This window comes from Escherichia sp. KS167_9B, assembly GCF_030295215.1.
In the GTDB taxonomy this organism is placed as follows: domain Bacteria; phylum Pseudomonadota; class Gammaproteobacteria; order Enterobacterales; family Enterobacteriaceae; genus Escherichia; species Escherichia coli_F.
Window position 1 is genome coordinate 1,000,546 of sequence record NZ_AP025754.1, and the last position, 17,776, is coordinate 1,018,321.

Genomic DNA, 17,776 nt, shown 5'->3' on the forward strand with positions numbered 1-17,776 from the left:
TATATTGAATTTGCATGATTTTGTAGGTCGGATAAGACAGTCACGCCGCATCCGGCATGAACAAAGCGCACTTTGTCAGCAATCTGAGCAACACCGAACCTGCTTTCTTAACCTCACATCAATTCACTTCTACTAATCCATCACCTCTCAAACATCCATGCCCAGCGCGCGCTTACCGTGATTGTTCAGATCATCCAGCGTAAATCGGCCATCCCAGTTTGCTTCATAATCTTCTCGAGGGAAATCGCCCGGTGATGCCCCTTTTTCCAGTGCTTTCCTAACGTTATGCGCATAAGCCCGGTTTTTCTCACACATCGGCGCGGCAGGGATATACATCACATTCCCCCAGCCTTGTTGATTATTTACCGGTGCGACGGAGTGGATCACGTCGCAGTGCCACCAGACGGAATCCCCCGCTGTAATAGCTGGAATGGAAGTGAGTGCTTTAATCAGTAGTGGATGCCATTTCTCTGAAATGGGCAGAACTTTGCCAGGAGCGACCCCACACAACTCATCGTCCGGTACGTCATCCAGCAGTGGGCGCAATAAAACATACGCCATCGCTTCCGGGATTGGCACCACATGCAATAATCCCTGTCCTGGTAACATATCGGAAAGCGCCGTCCAGCCTTGAAAAGTGCGGAACACCGAACATTTTGTGGTGTTATCCACCGTGTACTCTTCAACATCAGTACGGTATGCAGCATCCCACGGATCGTAATCGTCGACATTACCGTTGAAAACATGGGCAAAAACACGCTGATAAGCGGGTAATAACCAACGTTCCAGCGCCCCAGAATCAGTGTGTGCACCCAGACCTTTAGACGTCGTGCCTGGTGGGCGGCGGCGGATCCTGTCCGGATAGATCACGCTAATATCGGGATCAAACCACTGCCTGCCGTTGCTTTCAGACTTCCACAGGCGGTTAAGGAAAGATTGCACCGCCGCCATATTGTCACTTTGTCGCGCCTGCATTTGTGCCTGCGACCAGTAAATAGGGTAGATTTCAGGACGAGATGCCTCCAGCGATCCAAAGAAGCTGTCGCCGGGACCTTTATAAACATCATCAAAATGATTGGCATCAAGATAGTCAAGCATTGCGCGATCCCATGCCAGTGCCTGTTCGCGGGGGAAATGGCCTTTAATTACTGCACAGCCGCGACGTTTAATTTCATTGCGCGTGGCTTCACTCACTGTACCTGCTGCAACGTCGCTATATGGGACTTCCGGCCAAACCGGTAATCCTTGCCCTTTGAGGGCGTCTATTTCTGCTACACGTGCTTCGATTTTTGCAGAGAGTTTATCGAAGACCTGTTGTAAATCGCCGATCTGTTGTCGCAGCTCCGCTTTCATCTTACGGATAGCCGTTTTCGCATCTGTTGGCAGTGTCTCATAGGTAAAAGTCATATCAACCTCACAACTTTCGTTCGAAAGTAAAAATAGTTATGATTGATACTTTAAGTTAAAAATAAGTTAACGCAAGATGAAAATCTTGAGTAAGTGCACAAAGTGAGCAAAAAAGAGAGATGCCGGAACGATTGCTCCGGCCGGGAAAAGGTTACTTATTGAAAGGAGCGGTGTTATCCAGCACCGCCTGAATCACATTCAGCGCGCCTTCATGATTATTATCATCGGTAGCGTAACGGGAGATTTGTTTAATGTTTTCCGCAGCATTGCCCATCGCAAAGGAATAACGCGCCATTTTCAGCATCTCCGCATCGTTACCGCTGTCGCCAATCGCTACCACATTTTGCGGTGACAGATCCCAGCGTTTCAGTAACCGCGAAATACCATTCGCTTTATGCAGGCCAGGAATAATCAGGTCGATAAAGCCAAAACCACTGGTAACCGGCTTCATAATGCCATCGAGCGTAATATGCAGTTTGTCGATCACTAACGGGATTTGTTCGTCAGGCAGGTTGAGCGAAAACTTGAACAGTACATCATCAATATCCTGGTAATCTTTCACAGGTTTCAGACGATGGTAGTGTTTTGCCATTAGCGCGACGAATGCTTCTGGCGCATTCTCACTGACATACGCGCTTTGCAAACCGCAGGCAACAAAATTGAGCTGCTTGTCTTTCAGCAGTTCACCAATGACAACTCTTGATTCATGTCGGGTCAGTTCGCCGTGGAACAGTTGCTTGCCATGTTCGTAAACCAGTGCGCCGTTTTCCGCGACAAAAGAGATCTCATCCTTTAGCTCAGGAAAGAACGAAATAAGCTGGTAATACTGATTACCGCTGGCGACAACGAACTCAATGCCGCGCTTTTTAAGTTCCTGATACTGCGCCATAAAACGTGGTTGGTTGTACGTTTTGGCGTCGTTAAGAAAAGTACCGTCCATGTCTGTGACGATAACTTTTACGCTCATAGGTGTGCTCCTGGCTCGAAAATGAAACCGTAACAGTGTAATAACAATGTGACGCAGAGCACAAATTATATTTCGAATGAAAGTGAGAGCGGAATTGATGATGTGAATGATTTGGCCCGGCGACGACGCCGCCGGGCGAAGGAGATTACAGCATATGTTCAGTACGGGCGATGATATCGTCCTGTGCGTCTGGAGAGAGCGCAGTGAAGAAGGCGGAATAACCCGCTACGCGCACCACCAGATCGCGGTACTGATCCGGATGTTTTTTCGCTTCCAGCAGCGTTTCGCGGGAAACGATGTTGTACTGAATATGCCAGCCTTTATGCACCTCAAAGAAGGTACGTAGCAGGATCATCAGTTTCTGCTTGTCAGATTCGTTCTCCAGCGTTGCCGGATTCAGTTTCTGGTTGAGCAACACGCCGCCGAGAATCGCTGCCGTAGGCAGTTTACCCACCGAGCCAATGACCGCAGTAGGGCCAAGATGATCAGTACCGGAAGCCGGGCTTGCGCCTTCTGCCAGCGGGGTGTGGGCTTTACGCCCGTCCGGCGTTGCCATAGTCTGCGCGCCAAACGGTACGTTAGCGGAGATAGACGACGTACCTGCGTAATAGTTGCCGCCAATCGGACCACGACCGTAGCGCGGATTATGGTACTGCTTCAGTTCGTCGATATAGGTCTGATAAGCGCGAGCCAGCAGCGTATCGACAGTATCATCGTCGTTGCCGTACTTCGGCGCGCCGTTAATCAGCCGCTGACGCAGCTGCTCGTGCGTCAGGCCGTCGAAGTCATCCGCCAGTGCGGCAGCCAGTTGTTGCTGACCAATCGCGCCCTGTTCAAACACCAGTTTCTTCACTGCCGCCAGGCTGTTGCCGAGGTTAGCAATGCCGACCTGCAGGCCCGATACCCAGTCATATTTCGCGCCGCCTTGCTTGATACTTTTCGCTCGCTCAATGCAGTCATCCACCAGCGCCGAGCAGAGAATATCGTGCACGTTCTCTTCCAGCATGGTGTCGACGACATATTCGATTTCGATTGATTTACGGGTGTAGTAACGGATTTGCGTGTCCCACGCGTCCATCACTTCATCGAAGTTGTTGAAGTTACCCGCTGACAACGCTTTTTCTTGTGGCAGGAACACTTTGCCGCTGGTGGCATCACGACCGCCTTCCAGCGCCGCCAGCATCACGCGGGCGAAGTTGATAAAGCTCATCCCGGTGCAGCGATAGCCCCATTTGCCACCGACGGCGGTTTCGATACAACCAATCGCTGCGTAGTCGTAAGCGTCCTGCGGTTCAATACCGAGTTTAATAAATTCCGGGATGACAATTTCGTCGTTGTTGAACGCCGGCATCCCGAAGCCGCAGCGGATCACCTGCACACAGGCATCGAGGAAATCGTTACTCATTCCCGCGTGGTAGCGCACGCTGAGGTTAGGCTGCGTCGAACGCAGGCGACCGCAGGATTCGAGGATCGCGTAAGAGAGTGGATTCACCGCGTCCATTGGTTGACCATCAACCAGATTTTGCCCGCCAATGGTGACGTTCTGATACAGCGGACTTCCCGCAGAGGCTTTTGAGTGTGAGCCGGAGCGGATCTTGTTCACTTCCAGCAATTTTAACCAGCAGCTATGCAGCATCTCGATGGCGTGTTCACGATCCAGTGTCTGGTTCAGTTCAACATCACGGCGATAGTACGGGTAGAGATACTGGTCCATACGACCAAACGATACCGAGTGTCCGTTGGATTCGATCTGCAAAATCAACTGGATGAAGTAGCACAGTTGCAGCGCCTGCCAGAAAGTCTGCGGCGGCTGGTGGGCGATAAGGTCGCAGTTTTCGGCCATCGCCAGCAGTTCATCGCGACGGCTTTCGCGGGGTTCGGTAGCGGCCATTTCACGCGCCAGGGCAGCGAAACGTTCAATATGTTCACTGACCGCCACCAACACGATATCAATCGCTTTCAGGAACTGCTCGCCGTGCAGATCTTCCAGCACGGTCAGGTTAATACGCATGCGGCGCTCCGCCACTTTCTCGCGCAGACCATCAAGCCCTTTTTCCAGCAACAGTGGGAAATTGACCGCCAGGTGCGCATCGCCGGAGGTCATATTACCTTCCGCTTTAATGATACCGGTCGCCAGCAGGCCTTTTTGCTCATCGGTAAACATGCCATAGCAGCGATCCTGTACCGTCTGACCGCGCCACCAAGGGCACACTTCATGCAGAACGCGTTTGTTCTCTTCGCTCACCGCAAAACCTGCACCCGGACGATCCGCCAGATCATCAATCTCTTTTTCGATCCAGGAGACGGTATATTCCGGGAAGATCGGCGCGGCGCGAACTTCGCTGGCCTGGTTGCCGATGATCAACTCATCGTGTTTGATCCAGATGGTGCGATTCGCCAGGTGATGGGCCAGCGCCAGCGCGCGACGTACCGGGATCGGCTTATCGAGATGTTGTTGATACATCTCGGTATAGTGCTGCGCGCGCTCGGTACAGACCGGCGGTTTCACAATATTCACCAGCGCATTTTTGTGCGCTTTAATGCGGTCGCTGAGCGTGTCCAGTTTCAGTGTGGTCATGGTTGTTATCCTCGTAAGGTCGCGGTTAACCCTTTCTGGCAGGCATACTGCAGGGCAAAGTCGAGCAGTTCTGGCGCATCAAGCGGTTTTTCCGGGGCGTCATAGGGCAGATTAAGTAAGTGATATTTGTTGATGCCCAGCGTGTGGTAGGGCAGGAAATGAATTTCGCCGACGTGCAGCTCGTCGGCGGCAAAATCGGTAATGGCTTTCACAGAGGTTTCATCGGCATTAAAGCCCTGTATCAACGGCACGCGGATGATGATTTTTTTCCCCGCCGCTGCGAGTTTTTTCAGGTTATCCAGCACTCTGGCGGCGTTACCGTCGGTCCACTGTTTAAACGGCACGTCGGCAACGTGTTTTAAATCGGCAAGAAACAGATCGATATACGGCAGAGAAGGGGCGATGTATTTCCACGGCACATGCAGACAGGTTTCTACCGCAGTATGAATACCGGCTTCGTGGCTGGTTTGCAGTAGCCCCATCGCCATTTCCGGCTGCATAAACGGCTCACCACCGGAAAGCGTTAAGCCGCCGCCGCTGCGATCGTAAAACGGTTTGTCGCGCAGAACGGTCGCCATGATCTCCTCAACGCTTTTCACTTCACCACACACGGTTAACGCCTGTGTCGGGCAGCAGTCGGTTAACGCCGTCAGATGCTCCGGGGTTAACTTTTCCCGATGAATAAGCAAACCATTCAGCGCGCGCTCAATCGCTTCCGGCGCGGCCTTAGCGCACAGCTCGCAGCCTTCCAGGCACAGACGTGCGTCATACAGCAGATCCTGCGTGCGGGCGCGGCTTTCCGGGTTCTGACACCAGCGGCAGCCCAGTGAACAGCCTTTAAGAAAAACGACCGTGCGGATACCGGGGCCGTCATGGGTCGAGTAGCGCTGAATATTGAAAATCATAGTTGCCTCTCTGTTTCGTTCAAACATTAAAATACTTTCGAATGAAAGTTAGATTGATGTGCGTCAACTGTTCAGAGAGTTTTCCCGTGATAGTCTACATTCAGACAAAAAGTACATTTTGAGGATGGTTATGGAACTGTATCTGGATACTTCAGACGTTGTTGCGGTGAAGACACTGTCACGTATTTTTCCGCTGGCGGGTGTGACCACTAACCCAAGTATTATCGCCGCGGGTAAAAAACCGCTGGAGGTGGTACTTCCGGAGCTTCACGAAGCGATGGGCGGTCAGGGGCGTCTGTTTGCCCAGGTAATGGCTACCACTGCCGAAGGGATGGTGAATGATGCACGTCAACTGCGTTCTATTATTGCAGATATCGTGGTGAAAGTTCCGGTGACTGCCGAGGGGCTGGCTGCTATTAAAATGTTAAAAGCAGAAGGTATTCCGACGCTGGGTACGGCAGTGTATGGCGCGGCACAAGGGCTGCTGTCGGCGCTGGCAGGTGCGGAGTACGTTGCACCTTACGTCAACCGAATTGATGCTCAGGGCGGTAGCGGTATTCAAACTGTGACCGATTTACACCAGTTATTGAAAATGCATGCGCCGCAGGCGAAAGTGTTAGCCGCGAGTTTTAAAACCCCGCGTCAGGCGCTGGATTGCTTACTGGCAGGATGTGAATCAATCACGCTGCCACTGGATGTGGCGCAGCAGATGATTAGCTATCCGGCAGTTGATGCCGCCGTGGCGAAGTTTGAGCAGGACTGGCAGGGGGCTTTTGGCAGAACGTCGATTTAACCGGACGTTCTGCATCCTCATCAATTGCTGATGACATGGTGGAGTGCACCAACGCTTGCCGCGCCTGGAAATCTGCGCCCGAACCGTAGGCCAGATAAGGCGTTCACGCCGCATCTGGCGTCTGGAGCAAATGCCTGATGCGACGCTTGCCGCGACTTATCAGGCCTGGGGCTGGCAATTACTGCCCGCACACCTCGCACCCCGGATTACGCATCAGTTTCATTTCGCGAAACTGGCAAGTCATCGCATCGTACATGATGATTTTGCCGCTGGCAGGTTTGCCATAACCTGCCAGCAGTTTGATCGCCTCCATTGCCTGCAACGAACCAATCACCCCGATCAACGGTGCCATCACGCCTGCTTCTACGCAGGTTAACGCATTTTCGCCAAACAAACGGCTAAGGCAGCGGTAGCAAGGCTCGCCGTCCTGATAAGTGAAGACCGTGATTTGCCCTTCCATACGAATTGCCGCCCCGGAAACCAGCGGCACCTTTGCGGCAAAACAGCCTGCGTTCAGTTGATTGCGTACCGCAACGTTATCCGTACAGTCGAGCACCAGATCGTGTTCAGCAATCAATGCTGCAAGTTCTGCGTCATCTAGCAGTGCATTGACGGGTGTAATCGCAATATGTGGGTTGATCCGCGTCAGGGCGTCACGGGCGGATTCCACCTTCGGTTGCCCGACCGTGGCATCACTGTGCAGAGTCTGGCGTTGCAGATTCGAGAGCGAAACCGTGTCGAAGTCGAGCAGTGTCAGGTTGCCGACACCGGCGCTTGCCAGATACTGCGAAGCTGCACAGCCGAGTCCACCGAGGCCGACGATCAGCACACGAGAATCTTTTAGCGCCTCCTGACCGTCAAAATCAAAACCGCGCAGAATGATTTGCCGGTTGTAGCGCAGCATCTCCTGATCGCTGAGTTCCGCCATTACAGGCCTCCGAACAACGCGTTAAACGGTTCTACTTCCACCCATTCGCCCACTTCCACATTGCCGCGCTCGCGCTCCAGTACGATAAAGCAGTTGCCGAGGCTAAAGGAGCTAAATATATGTGAACCCTGATGTCCGGTGGTCGTCACTTCCAGTTCGCCATCGGCGTTGCGTTGCAGCACGCCGCGCTGGAAATCAAGGCGTCCTGGCGATTTCTTCAGAGGCGATGCCGTGCGCACACGCTGGCGCGCGGGCAGGCCGCTGGCGGTATTGCCGCTTAGTTTTGCCAGCAAAGGCTGTACCAGTTGATAGAAGGTCAGCGTTGCTGAAACCGGGTTGCCCGGCAGGCCGCAGAACCAGCTATTGCTGAGTTTACCGAACGCGAACGGTTTACCTGGTTTAATCGCCAGCTTCCAGAAGGCGATCTCCCCCAGCTCTTCAAGAATGGTTTTGGTGTAATCCGCTTCACCCACTGAAACACCGCCGGAACTGATCACCACATCCGCCTGGCTATCGGCTTCAATAAAAGCGGCGCGCAGGGCGTGTGGATCGTCGCGAATAATCCCTAAGTTGATTACCTCGCAACCCAGCTGTTCTAACATCAGGTGCACGGCGAGACGGTTGGTATCGTAGATTTGGCCGTCGCCCAGCGGCTGGCCTGGCAACTGGAGTTCATCACCGGTGGAAAACAGCGCTACTCGCACTTTACGAATCACCGGAACGTCGGCAATTCCCAGCGAAGCAATCACTGGCAGCTCTGCGGTAGTCAGGCGTGTTCCCGCTGGGAAAACAACCGCACCCGCAGAGATATCTTCACCGCGACGGCGAATATTTTGCCCGCTACGCACTTCAGCAGTAAAACGCACGCCAGCGTCAGTCTGTTCGGTCTGTTCCTGCATCACCACCGCTTCGCAGCCTTCCGGCACCGGCGCACCGGTCATAATACGAATGCAGGTACCCGCAGGCCATTCACCATGGTACGGCTGACCGGCAAAGGATTTACCGGCAACGGGCAGCGGTTGCCCGGAGGCAATATCGGCTAAACGCACCGCGTAGCCGTCCATAGCGGAGTTATCAAACCCCGGGACATCCAGTGGCGAAACGACATCGCTCGCCAGAATACGACCAAAACACTGTACCAGTGGCAGCGTTTCCTGGGCGGTCAGTGGGGTAACGCGAGAAAGCATCTCATTAAGCGCGGTGTCGAGCGACATCAATCCGGTGGTAAATTCCATGAAAACACTCCTGCGGAGGCAAAATCGAATTTGCCTATTATGTCAGAAAAACGCCACAGACTGTATGCCACCTCGGGCGTAGCGCTGGCTCCTGCCTTTACATGCCATATCCATCTTTCTATATTCAAAAATTGAATGAGTAATTCATAAAAATTCTGATATTTATAGCAAAAGTGGCGAGCCACCCTTAATGGACGAATACTATGGGCAAAGCAGTCATTGCAATTCATGGCGGCGCAGGTGCAATTAGCCGCGCGCAGATGAGTCTGCAACAGGAATTACGCTACATCGAGGCGCTGTCTGCCATTGTTGAAACCGGGCAGAAAATGCTGGAAGCGGGCGAAAGTGCGCTGGATGTGGTGACGGAAGCGGTGCGTCTGCTGGAAGAGTGTCCACTGTTTAACGCCGGAATTGGCGCAGTCTTTACGCGAGATGAAACGCATGAACTCGACGCCTGTGTGATGGATGGTAACACCCTGAAAGCCGGTGCGGTGGCGGGCGTGAGTCATCTGCGTAATCCGGTTCTTGCTGCCCGCCTGGTGATGGAGCAAAGCCCGCATGTGATGATGATTGGCGAAGGGGCAGAAAATTTTGCATTTGCTCATGGCATGGAGCGCGTCTCGCCGGAGATTTTCTCCACGCCTTTGCGTTATGAACAACTCCTGGCAGCGCGCGAGGAAGGGGCAACGGTTCTCGACCATAGCGGTGCGCCACTGGATGAAAAACAGAAAATGGGCACCGTGGGTGCCGTGGCGTTGGATTTAGACGGAAATCTGGCGGCAGCCACGTCCACGGGCGGAATGACCAATAAATTACCCGGACGAGTTGGCGATAGTCCCTTAGTGGGCGCCGGATGCTACGCCAATAACGCCAGTGTGGCGGTTTCTTGTACCGGCACGGGCGAAGTCTTCATCCGCGCGCTGGCGGCATATGACATCGCCGCGTTAATGGATTACGGCGGATTAAGTCTCGCGGAAGCCTGCGAGCGGGTAGTAATGGAAAAACTCCCTGCGCTTGGCGGTAGCGGTGGCTTAATCGCTATCGACCATGAAGGTAACGTCGCGCTACCGTTTAACACCGAAGGAATGTATCGCGCCTGGGGCTACGCAGGCGATACGCCAACCACCGGTATCTACCGTGAAAAAGGGGACACCGTTGCCACACAGTGATGAACTTGATGCCGGTGATGTGCTGGCGGTTGAAAATCTGAATATTGCCTTTAGGCAGGACCAGCAGAAAATAGCTGCGGTCCGCAATCTCTCTTTTAGCCTACAACGTGGTGAGACGCTGGCAATTGTTGGCGAATCCGGCTCCGGTAAGTCAGTGACTGCGCTGGCATTGATGCGCCTGTTGGAACAGGCGGGTGGTTTAGTGCAGTGCGATCAAATGCTGTTGCGGCGGCGCAGTCGTGAGGTGATTGAACTTAGCGAACAGAGCGCTGCACAAATGCGCCATGTGCGCGGTGCGGATATGGCGATGATATTTCAGGAGCCGATGACATCGCTGAACCCGGTATTTACCGTGGGTGAACAGATTGCCGAATCAATTCGTCTGCATCAAAACGCCAGTCGTGAAGAAGCAATGGTCGAGGCGAAGCGGATGCTGGATCAGGTACGCATTCCGGAGGCACAAACCATTCTTTCACGTTATCCGCATCAACTCTCTGGCGGGATGCGCCAGCGAGTGATGATTGCGATGGCACTGTCATGCCGCCCGGCGGTGCTGATTGCCGATGAGCCAACCACCGCGCTGGATGTCACTATTCAGGCGCAGATCCTGCAATTAATCAAAGTATTGCAAAAAGAGATGTCGATGGGCGTTATCTTTATCACTCACGATATGGGTGTGGTGGCAGAGATTGCCGATCGGGTACTGGTGATGTATCAGGGCGAGGCGGTGGAAACGGGTAGCGTCAAACAGATTTTTCATGCACCGCAACATCCTTACACCCGTGCGCTGTTAGCTGCTGTTCCGCAACTTGGTGCGATGAAAGGGTTAGATAATCCCCGACGTTTCCCATTGATATCGCTTGAACATCCAGCGAAACAGGAACCACCCATCGAGCAGAAAACGGTGGTGGATGGCGAACCTGTTTTACGGGTGCGTAATCTGGTCACCCGTTTCCCTTTGCGCAGCGGTTTGTTGAATCGCGTAACGCGGGAAGTGCATGCCGTTGAGAAAGTCAGTTTTGATCTCTGGGCTGGCGAAACGCTATCGCTGGTGGGCGAGTCTGGCAGCGGTAAATCCACTACCGGGCGGGCGTTGCTGCGCCTGGTCGAATCGCAGGGCGGCGAAATTATCTTTAACGGTCAGCGAATCGATACTTTGTCACCCGGCAAACTTCAGGCATTGCGTCGCGATATTCAGTTTATTTTTCAGGACCCTTACGCTTCGCTGGACCCACGTCAGACCATCGGTGATTCGATTATCGAACCGCTGCGCGTACACGGTTTATTGCCAGGTAAAGAAGCGGCTGCACGCGTTGCGTGGTTGCTAGAGCGCGTGGGCCTGTTACCTGAACATGCCTGGCGTTACCCGCATGAGTTTTCCGGCGGTCAGCGCCAGCGCATCTGCATTGCTCGCGCGTTGGCATTGAATCCAAAAGTGATCATTGCCGATGAAGCCGTATCAGCGCTGGATGTTTCTATTCGCGGGCAGATTATCAACTTGTTGCTCGATCTCCAGCGTGATTTCGGCATTGCGTATCTGTTTATCTCCCACGATATGGCCGTTGTAGAGCGGATTAGTCATCGTGTGGCGGTGATGTATCTCGGACAAATTGTTGAAATTGGTCCACGGCGCGCGGTCTTTGAAAACCCGCAGCATCCTTATACGCGTAAATTACTGGCGGCAGTTCCGGTCGCTGAACCGTCCCGACAACGACCGCAGCGTGTACTGCTGTCGGACGATCTTCCCAGCAATATTCATCTGCGTGGCGAAGAGGTTGCAGCCGTCTCGTTGCAATGCGTCGGGCCGGGGCATTACGTCGCACAACCACAATCAGAATACGCATTCATGCGTAGATAACATTCAGGCGGAGAATAAAATGGCAAGAGCTGTACACCGTAGTGGGTTAGTGGCGCTGGGCATTGCGACAGCGTTGATGGCATCTTGTGCATTCGCTGCCAAAGATGTGGTGGTGGCGGTAGGATCGAACTTCACCACGCTCGATCCATATGACGCGAATGACACGTTATCTCAGGCCGTAGCGAAATCGTTTTACCAGGGGCTGTTCGGTCTCGATAAAGAGATGAAACTGAAAAACGTGCTGGCGGAGAGTTATACCGTTTCCGATGACGGCCTTACTTACACCGTGAAACTGCGGGAAGGAATTAAATTCCAGGATGGCACCGATTTCAACGCAGCGGCGGTAAAAGCGAATCTGGACCGGGCCAGCGATCCGGCGAATCATCTTAAACGCTATAACCTGTATAAGAATATTGCCAAAACGGAAGCGATCGATCCGACAACGGTAAAGATTACCCTCAAACAGCCGTTTTCAGCGTTTATTAATATTCTTGCCCATCCGGCGACCGCGATGATTTCACCGGCAGCGCTGGAAAAATATGGCAAGGATATTGGTTTTCATCCGGTGGGAACCGGGCCGTATGAACTGGATACCTGGAATCAGACCGATTTTGTGAAAGTGAAAAAATTCGCGGGTTACTGGCAGCCAGGATTGCCCAAACTGGACAGCATAACCTGGCGTCCGGTGGCGGATAACAACACCCGCGCGGCAATGCTGCAAACCGGTGAAGCGCAGTTTGCTTTCCCCATTCCCTACGAGCAGGCCGCACTGCTGGAGAAAAACAAAAATATCGAGTTGATGGCCAGTCCGTCAATTATGCAGCGTTATATCAGTATGAACGTGACGCAAAAGCCGTTCGATAACCCGAAGGTCCGTGAGGCGCTGAATTACGCCATTAACCGCCCGGCGCTGGTGAAAGTAGCCTTCGCGGGCTATGCAACGCCAGCTACTGGTGTGGTACCGCCAAGTATCGCCTACGCGCAAAGTTATAAACCGTGGCCTTACGATCCAGTGAAAGCGCGCGAATTACTGAAAGAGGCGGGATATCCCAACGGTTTCAGCACCACGCTGTGGTCGTCACATAACCACAGCACCGCGCAGAAAGTGCTGCAATTTACCCAGCAGCAGTTAGCGCAGGTCGGGATTAAAGCCCAGGTGACTGCGATGGATGCCGGACAGCGGGCGGCAGAAGTTGAAGGTAAAGGGCAAAAAGAGAGCGGCGTGCGGATGTTCTACACTGGCTGGTCGGCTTCAACCGGCGAAGCTGACTGGGCACTATCGCCGCTGTTTGCCTCGCAGAACTGGCCACCGACGCTGTTTAATACCGCGTTTTACAGCAATAAACAGGTGGATGACTTCCTGGCTCAGGCACTGAAAACTAATGATCCGGCAGAAAAGACCCGTTTATATAAGGCGGTGCAGGATATCATCTGGCAAGAGTCGCCGTGGATCCCGCTGGTGGTAGAAAAACTGGTGTCGGCACACAGTAAAAACCTGACCGGTTTTTGGATCATGCCAGACACCGGTTTCAGCTTTGAAGACGCGGATTTGCAATAAGCAACGCAGGGAGTGGAATGCTTAATTACGTTATCAAACGCTTACTGGGGTTGATTCCGACGCTGTTTATCGTCTCGGTGCTGGTGTTTTTGTTTGTTCATATGCTCCCCGGCGATCCAGCGCGATTGATTGCCGGACCAGAAGCCGATGCGCAGGTCATCGAGCTGGTGCGTCAGCAACTGGGGTTGGATCAGCCACTGTATCACCAGTTCTGGCACTATATCACCAATGCCGTACAGGGCGATTTTGGCCTGTCGATGGTGTCGCGTCGTCCCGTTGCCGATGAGATTGCCAGCCGCTTTATGCCTACTCTATGGTTGACTATTACCAGTATGACCTGGGCGGTGCTGTTCGGCATGGGGGCTGGTATTATCGCCGCTGTCTGGCGTAACCGTTGGCCGGATCGATTAAGTATGACTATCGCGGTATCAGGGATTTCATTCCCGGCATTTGCGTTAGGAATACTGTTGATTCAGGTTTTCTCAGTTGAACTTGGCTGGTTACCCACCGTAGGTGCAGACAGTTGGCAGCACTACATTTTACCCTCCCTGACGCTCGGCGCGGCAGTGGCAGCCGTGATGGCGCGCTTTACCCGCGCATCGTTTGTCGACGTTTTAAGCGAAGATTATATGCGTACCGCGAGGGCGAAAGGGGTGAGCGAAACCTGGGTCATCCTCAAACACGGGTTACGCAATGCGATGATCCCGGTAGTGACCATGATGGGCTTACAGTTTGGCTTTTTACTCGGTGGTTCCATTGTGGTGGAGAAAGTCTTCAACTGGCCCGGACTTGGACGCTTACTCGTCGACTCCGTAGAAATGCGCGATTACCCGGTGATTCAGGCGGAAATTCTGCTTTTCTCGCTGGAATTTATTCTTATCAACTTAGTGGTGGATGTGCTTTATGCCGCCATTAACCCGGCTATCAGGTACAAGTAAGGATGCGAATATTTAACTGGCGACGTCAGGCGGTGTTAAACGCCATGCCATTGGTTAAACCTGACCAGGTACGTACACCGTGGCATGAATTCTGGCGACGATTTCGCCATCAGCATATGGCGATGGCCGCCGCATTATTCGTCATTTTATTGATTGTGGTGGCCATTTTTGCACGCTGGATTGCCCCCTATGACGCCGAAAATTTTTTCGATTATGACAATCTGAATAACGGACCTTCTTTGCAGCACTGGTTTGGCGTCGATTCACTGGGACGCGACATTTTCAGCCGTGTCCTGGTTGGTGCGCAAATCTCGCTGGCGGCGGGCGTGTTTGCCGTGTTTATCGGTGCGGCGATCGGGACGTTGCTGGGCTTGCTGGCGGGATATTATGAAGGCTGGTGGGATCGGCTGATCATGCGCATTTGCGATGTGCTGTTTGCCTTCCCGGGTATTTTGCTGGCCATCGCTGTTGTTGCGGTGTTGGGAAGCGGCATCGCTAACGTGATTATCGCCGTTGCCATTTTTTCCATCCCCGCGTTTGCCCGCCTGGTGCGCGGCAACACGCTGGTGTTGAAACGGCAAACCTTTATTGAGTCAGCACGCAGTATTGGTGCCAGCGATATGACCATTTTATTGCGTCATATCTTGCCTGGGACCGTCTCGTCTATCGTGGTGTTTTTCACCATGCGCATCGGTACCTCGATTATCTCTGCGGCCAGCCTGTCATTTCTCGGCCTCGGTGCGCAGCCGCCGACACCAGAGTGGGGAGCAATGCTCAATGAGGCACGAGCGGATATGGTTATCGCGCCGCATGTCGCTATTTTTCCGGCCCTGGCTATTTTTCTGACTGTACTGGCGTTCAATTTGTTGGGTGATGGTTTACGCGATGCGCTGGATCCGAAAATTAAAGGATAGTTACGTTTGAATATTGCTTGAAAGGGTAATCACCTCACAGGAAATTATTGCCCTAAGCAAGTGTTGTAACTTTCTGCTGATTTTGTAGAATCGGGTAATTTGGTTAAAAAGCCGCAGCAAGGGACTGTTTTTGCAGCGGCACAGCGTTCAGACAGTTATTTTGTTAAATGTATTAACATGCTGAGTTTATACGAAAAGATAAAGATAAGGCTGATAATTTTATTTTTATTGGCAGCACTGTCATTTATTGGCCTTTTTTTCATCATTAACTATCAACTGGTATCGGAACGCGCGGTAAAACGTGCCGATAGCCGCTTTGAACTTATTCAGAAAAACGTTGGCTATTTCTTTAAAGATATTGAACGTTCGGCCCTGACATTAAAGGACTCACTGTATTTATTAAAAAATACAGAGGAGATTCAACGCGCTGTGATCCTTAAAATGGAAATGATGCCATTTTTAGACTCGGTGGGACTGGTACTTGATGATAATAAATATTATCTCTTTTCACGGAGGGCAAATGATAAAATCGCTGTTTATCATCAGGAACAAGTAAATGGACCGCTTGTCGACGAGTCAGGGCGGGTTATTTTTGCCGATTTTAACCCATCGAAACGACCGTGGTCTGTGGCTTCAGATGACTCTAACAACAGCTGGAATCCGGCATACAATTGCTTTGATCGTCCGGGTAAAAAATGTATCTCTTTTACGCTACGCATCAACGGCAAAGATCACGATTTGTTAGTGGTGGATAAAATTCATGTCGATTTAAACTGGCGATATCTGAACGAGTATCTTGATCAAATCAGCGCTAATGATGAAGTTCTATTTTTGAAACAAGGCCATGAGATCATTGCCAAGAATCAACTCGCTCGTGAAAAACTGATTATTTATAATAGCGAAGGCAATTATAATATTATTGATTCTGTCGATACTGAATATATCGAAAAAACATCAGCGGTGCCAAACAACGCATTATTCGAAATCTATTTTTATTATCCTGGCGGTAATTTATTGAACGCATCAGATAAACTTTTTTATCTGCCGTTTGCTTTCATTATTATCGTATTGCTGGTGGTTTATTTAATGACCACTCGTGTGTTCCGTCGGCAATTTTCTGAAATGACCGAGCTGGTTAATACGCTGGCATTTTTGCCCGACTCAACGGATCAAATCGAGGCTCTGAAAATTCGCGAAGGCGATGCGAAAGAGATTATCAGCATCAAAAATTCGATCGCGGAAATGAAAGATGCCGAAATTGAACGTTCGAATAAATTGCTCTCGCTGATCTCTTACGATCAAGAAAGCGGTTTTATTAAAAATATGGCGATTATTGAGTCCAACAATAATCAGTATCTGGCTGTGGGGATCATCAAACTGTGTGGCCTGGAAGCCGTTGAAGCGGTGTTTGGTGTCGATGAGCGTAATAAAATCGTCAGAAAACTGTGTCAGCGAATTGCCGAGAAATATGCACAATGCTGCGATATCGTGACATTCAATGCCGATCTTTATTTACTCCTGTGCCGGGAAAATGTCCAGACGTTTACCCGTAAGATAGCGACGATAAACGATTTTGACAGCAGCTTTGGCTACCGCAATCTGCGCATCCATAAGTCTGCTATTTGTGAACCTTTGCAGGGAGAAAACGCCTGGAGTTACGCAGAAAAACTGAAACTGGCGATTTCCAGTATCCGTGACCATATGTTCTCAGAGTTTATTTTCTGTGATGACGCGAAGCTCAACGAAATAGAAGAGAATATTTGGATTGCGCGTAATATTCGCCATGCAATGGAAATTGGCGAACTATTCCTGGTCTATCAACCGATCGTTGATATTAACACCCGCGCCATTCTGGGCGCGGAGGCGTTGTGCCGTTGGGTGTCTGCGGAGCGGGGGATCATTTCACCGCTGAAGTTCATTACCATTGCTGAAGATATCGGGTTTATCAATGCGCTGGGTTATCAGATTATTAAAACGGCAATGGGTGAATTTAGACATTTTAGTCAGCGTGCGTCGCTGAAGGACGGTTTCTTACTGCATATTAATGTTTCGCCCTGGCAGTTAAACGAACCACACTTTCATGAGCGTTTTACCACCATCATGAAAGAAAATGGCCTGAAGGCGAACAGCCTCTGTGTTGAGATCACTGAAACTGTGATCGAGCGAATTAATGAACATTTTTATCTCAATATTGAACAACTGCGTAAACAAGGGGTACGGATATCGATTGATGACTTTGGCACCGGTTTGTCAAACCTGAAACGTTTTTATGAAATTAATCCAGACAGTATAAAAGTGGACTCGCAATTTACCGGCGATATTTTCGGTACTGCGGGGAAAATTGTGCGCATTATTTTCGATCTGGCACGCTATAACCGGATCCCGGTGATTGCGGAAGGCGTAGAGAGCGAAGACGTTGCGCGCGAATTAATCAAATTAGGATGTGTTCAGGCTCAGGGGTATCTGTACCAGAAACCCATGCCGTTCTCCGCCTGGGATAAAAGTGGAAAATTAGTAAAAGAGTAG

Annotated in this window: 13 protein-coding genes; 7 read left to right on the forward strand and 6 right to left on the reverse strand. The window is 51.5% G+C overall.

All coding sequences use genetic code 11. The features are described from left to right. Positions 1 to 147: 147 nt before the first annotated feature. The 4 genes from QUE34_RS04875 to QUE34_RS04890 all read right to left on the reverse strand — a co-directional run bounded on the left by QUE34_RS04875 (position 148) and on the right by QUE34_RS04890 (position 5,857). Complete coding sequence (locus QUE34_RS04875) at positions 148 to 1,407, reverse strand: DUF1479 domain-containing protein (RefSeq protein ID WP_032302761.1); 1,260 nt, start codon at positions 1,405 to 1,407, stop codon at positions 148 to 150. Positions 1,408 to 1,558: 151 nt separating this feature from the next. After that, the gene (gene ybiV / locus QUE34_RS04880; RefSeq protein WP_032302762.1) at positions 1,559 to 2,374 is read right to left on the reverse strand and encodes a sugar-phosphatase YbiV; all 816 of its coding nucleotides are present in this window, start codon (positions 2,372 to 2,374) and stop codon (positions 1,559 to 1,561) included. A gap of 145 nt (positions 2,375 to 2,519) precedes the next feature. Further along, positions 2,520 to 4,952: a glycyl radical protein gene (locus QUE34_RS04885; RefSeq protein ID WP_103253279.1), complete on the reverse strand. Its 2,433-nt coding sequence runs from the start codon at positions 4,950 to 4,952 to the stop codon at positions 2,520 to 2,522. A gap of 5 nt (positions 4,953 to 4,957) precedes the next feature. Continuing rightward, positions 4,958 to 5,857: a glycyl-radical enzyme activating protein gene (locus tag QUE34_RS04890; protein ID WP_001353332.1), complete on the reverse strand. Its 900-nt coding sequence runs from the start codon at positions 5,855 to 5,857 to the stop codon at positions 4,958 to 4,960. A gap of 130 nt (positions 5,858 to 5,987) precedes the next feature. On the opposite strand from QUE34_RS04890, the gene fsa reads away from it, so the two are divergent. Beyond that, positions 5,988 to 6,650: a fructose-6-phosphate aldolase gene (gene fsa, locus QUE34_RS04895; RefSeq protein ID WP_103253278.1), complete on the forward strand. Its 663-nt coding sequence runs from the start codon at positions 5,988 to 5,990 to the stop codon at positions 6,648 to 6,650. 178 nt (positions 6,651 to 6,828) lie between these two features. On the opposite strand, the gene moeB is transcribed toward fsa, so the two are convergent. Both moeB and moeA read right to left on the reverse strand, forming a co-directional pair. Continuing rightward, positions 6,829 to 7,578 (reverse strand): molybdopterin-synthase adenylyltransferase MoeB, encoded by a 750-nt coding sequence (gene moeB / locus QUE34_RS04900; RefSeq protein WP_032183812.1) that lies wholly within the window; start codon positions 7,576 to 7,578, stop codon positions 6,829 to 6,831. Then, positions 7,578 to 8,813 carry a molybdopterin molybdotransferase MoeA gene (gene moeA, locus QUE34_RS04905; RefSeq protein ID WP_032302765.1) on the reverse strand — a complete coding sequence of 412 codons (1,236 nt, stop codon included), beginning with the start codon at positions 8,811 to 8,813 and terminating at the stop codon, positions 7,578 to 7,580. The genes moeB and moeA overlap by 1 nt, the downstream gene beginning before the upstream one ends. 203 nt (positions 8,814 to 9,016) lie before the next feature. Here moeA and iaaA point away from each other — a divergent pair, with 203 nt between their 5' ends. From iaaA to QUE34_RS04935, 6 genes are all read left to right on the forward strand, one after another. Next, entirely contained in the window at positions 9,017 to 9,982 is a 966-nt protein-coding gene (gene iaaA / locus QUE34_RS04910) for a beta-aspartyl-peptidase (protein ID WP_000513761.1), read from the forward strand. Beyond that, a complete protein-coding gene (gsiA, locus tag QUE34_RS04915; RefSeq protein WP_286338974.1) occupies positions 9,969 to 11,840 on the forward strand; it encodes a glutathione ABC transporter ATP-binding protein GsiA in 1,872 nt (623 codons plus the stop codon). The genes iaaA and gsiA overlap by 14 nt, the downstream gene beginning before the upstream one ends. Before the next feature lie 19 nt (positions 11,841 to 11,859). Next, positions 11,860 to 13,398 carry a glutathione ABC transporter substrate-binding protein GsiB gene (gsiB, locus tag QUE34_RS04920; RefSeq protein WP_105268533.1) on the forward strand — a complete coding sequence of 513 codons (1,539 nt, stop codon included), beginning with the start codon at positions 11,860 to 11,862 and terminating at the stop codon, positions 13,396 to 13,398. A gap of 17 nt (positions 13,399 to 13,415) precedes the next feature. After that, positions 13,416 to 14,336 carry a glutathione ABC transporter permease GsiC gene (gene gsiC / locus QUE34_RS04925; RefSeq protein WP_032302768.1) on the forward strand — a complete coding sequence of 307 codons (921 nt, stop codon included), beginning with the start codon at positions 13,416 to 13,418 and terminating at the stop codon, positions 14,334 to 14,336. A gap of 2 nt (positions 14,337 to 14,338) precedes the next feature. Then, positions 14,339 to 15,250: a glutathione ABC transporter permease GsiD gene (gene gsiD / locus QUE34_RS04930; protein WP_032302769.1), complete on the forward strand. Its 912-nt coding sequence runs from the start codon at positions 14,339 to 14,341 to the stop codon at positions 15,248 to 15,250. Between the two features lie 177 nt (positions 15,251 to 15,427). Then, positions 15,428 to 17,776 carry a sensor domain-containing phosphodiesterase gene (locus QUE34_RS04935; protein WP_032302844.1) on the forward strand — a complete coding sequence of 783 codons (2,349 nt, stop codon included), beginning with the start codon at positions 15,428 to 15,430 and terminating at the stop codon, positions 17,774 to 17,776.

Excerpts from the sequence above, each read along its gene's own strand:
- QUE34_RS04890 (WP_001353332.1), bottom strand. The coding sequence starts at position 5,857 with ATGATTTTCAATATTCAGCGCTACTCGACCCATGACGGCCCCGGTATC.
- fsa (WP_103253278.1), top strand. The coding sequence starts at position 5,988 with ATGGAACTGTATCTGGATACTTCAGACGTTGTTGCGGTGAAGACACTG.
- QUE34_RS04875 (WP_032302761.1), bottom strand. The coding sequence starts at position 1,407 with ATGACTTTTACCTATGAGACACTGCCAACAGATGCGAAAACGGCTATC.
- QUE34_RS04935 (WP_032302844.1), top strand. The coding sequence starts at position 15,428 with ATGCTGAGTTTATACGAAAAGATAAAGATAAGGCTGATAATTTTATTT.
- QUE34_RS04885 (WP_103253279.1), bottom strand. The coding sequence starts at position 4,952 with ATGACCACACTGAAACTGGACACGCTCAGCGACCGCATTAAAGCGCAC.
- moeB (WP_032183812.1), bottom strand. The coding sequence starts at position 7,578 with ATGGCGGAACTCAGCGATCAGGAGATGCTGCGCTACAACCGGCAAATC.
- gsiD (WP_032302769.1), top strand. The coding sequence starts at position 14,339 with ATGCGAATATTTAACTGGCGACGTCAGGCGGTGTTAAACGCCATGCCA.
- iaaA (WP_000513761.1), top strand. The coding sequence starts at position 9,017 with ATGGGCAAAGCAGTCATTGCAATTCATGGCGGCGCAGGTGCAATTAGC.
- ybiV (WP_032302762.1), bottom strand. The coding sequence starts at position 2,374 with ATGAGCGTAAAAGTTATCGTCACAGACATGGACGGTACTTTTCTTAAC.
- gsiC (WP_032302768.1), top strand. The coding sequence starts at position 13,416 with ATGCTTAATTACGTTATCAAACGCTTACTGGGGTTGATTCCGACGCTG.
- moeA (WP_032302765.1), bottom strand. The coding sequence starts at position 8,813 with ATGGAATTTACCACCGGATTGATGTCGCTCGACACCGCGCTTAATGAG.
- gsiB (WP_105268533.1), top strand. The coding sequence starts at position 11,860 with ATGGCAAGAGCTGTACACCGTAGTGGGTTAGTGGCGCTGGGCATTGCG.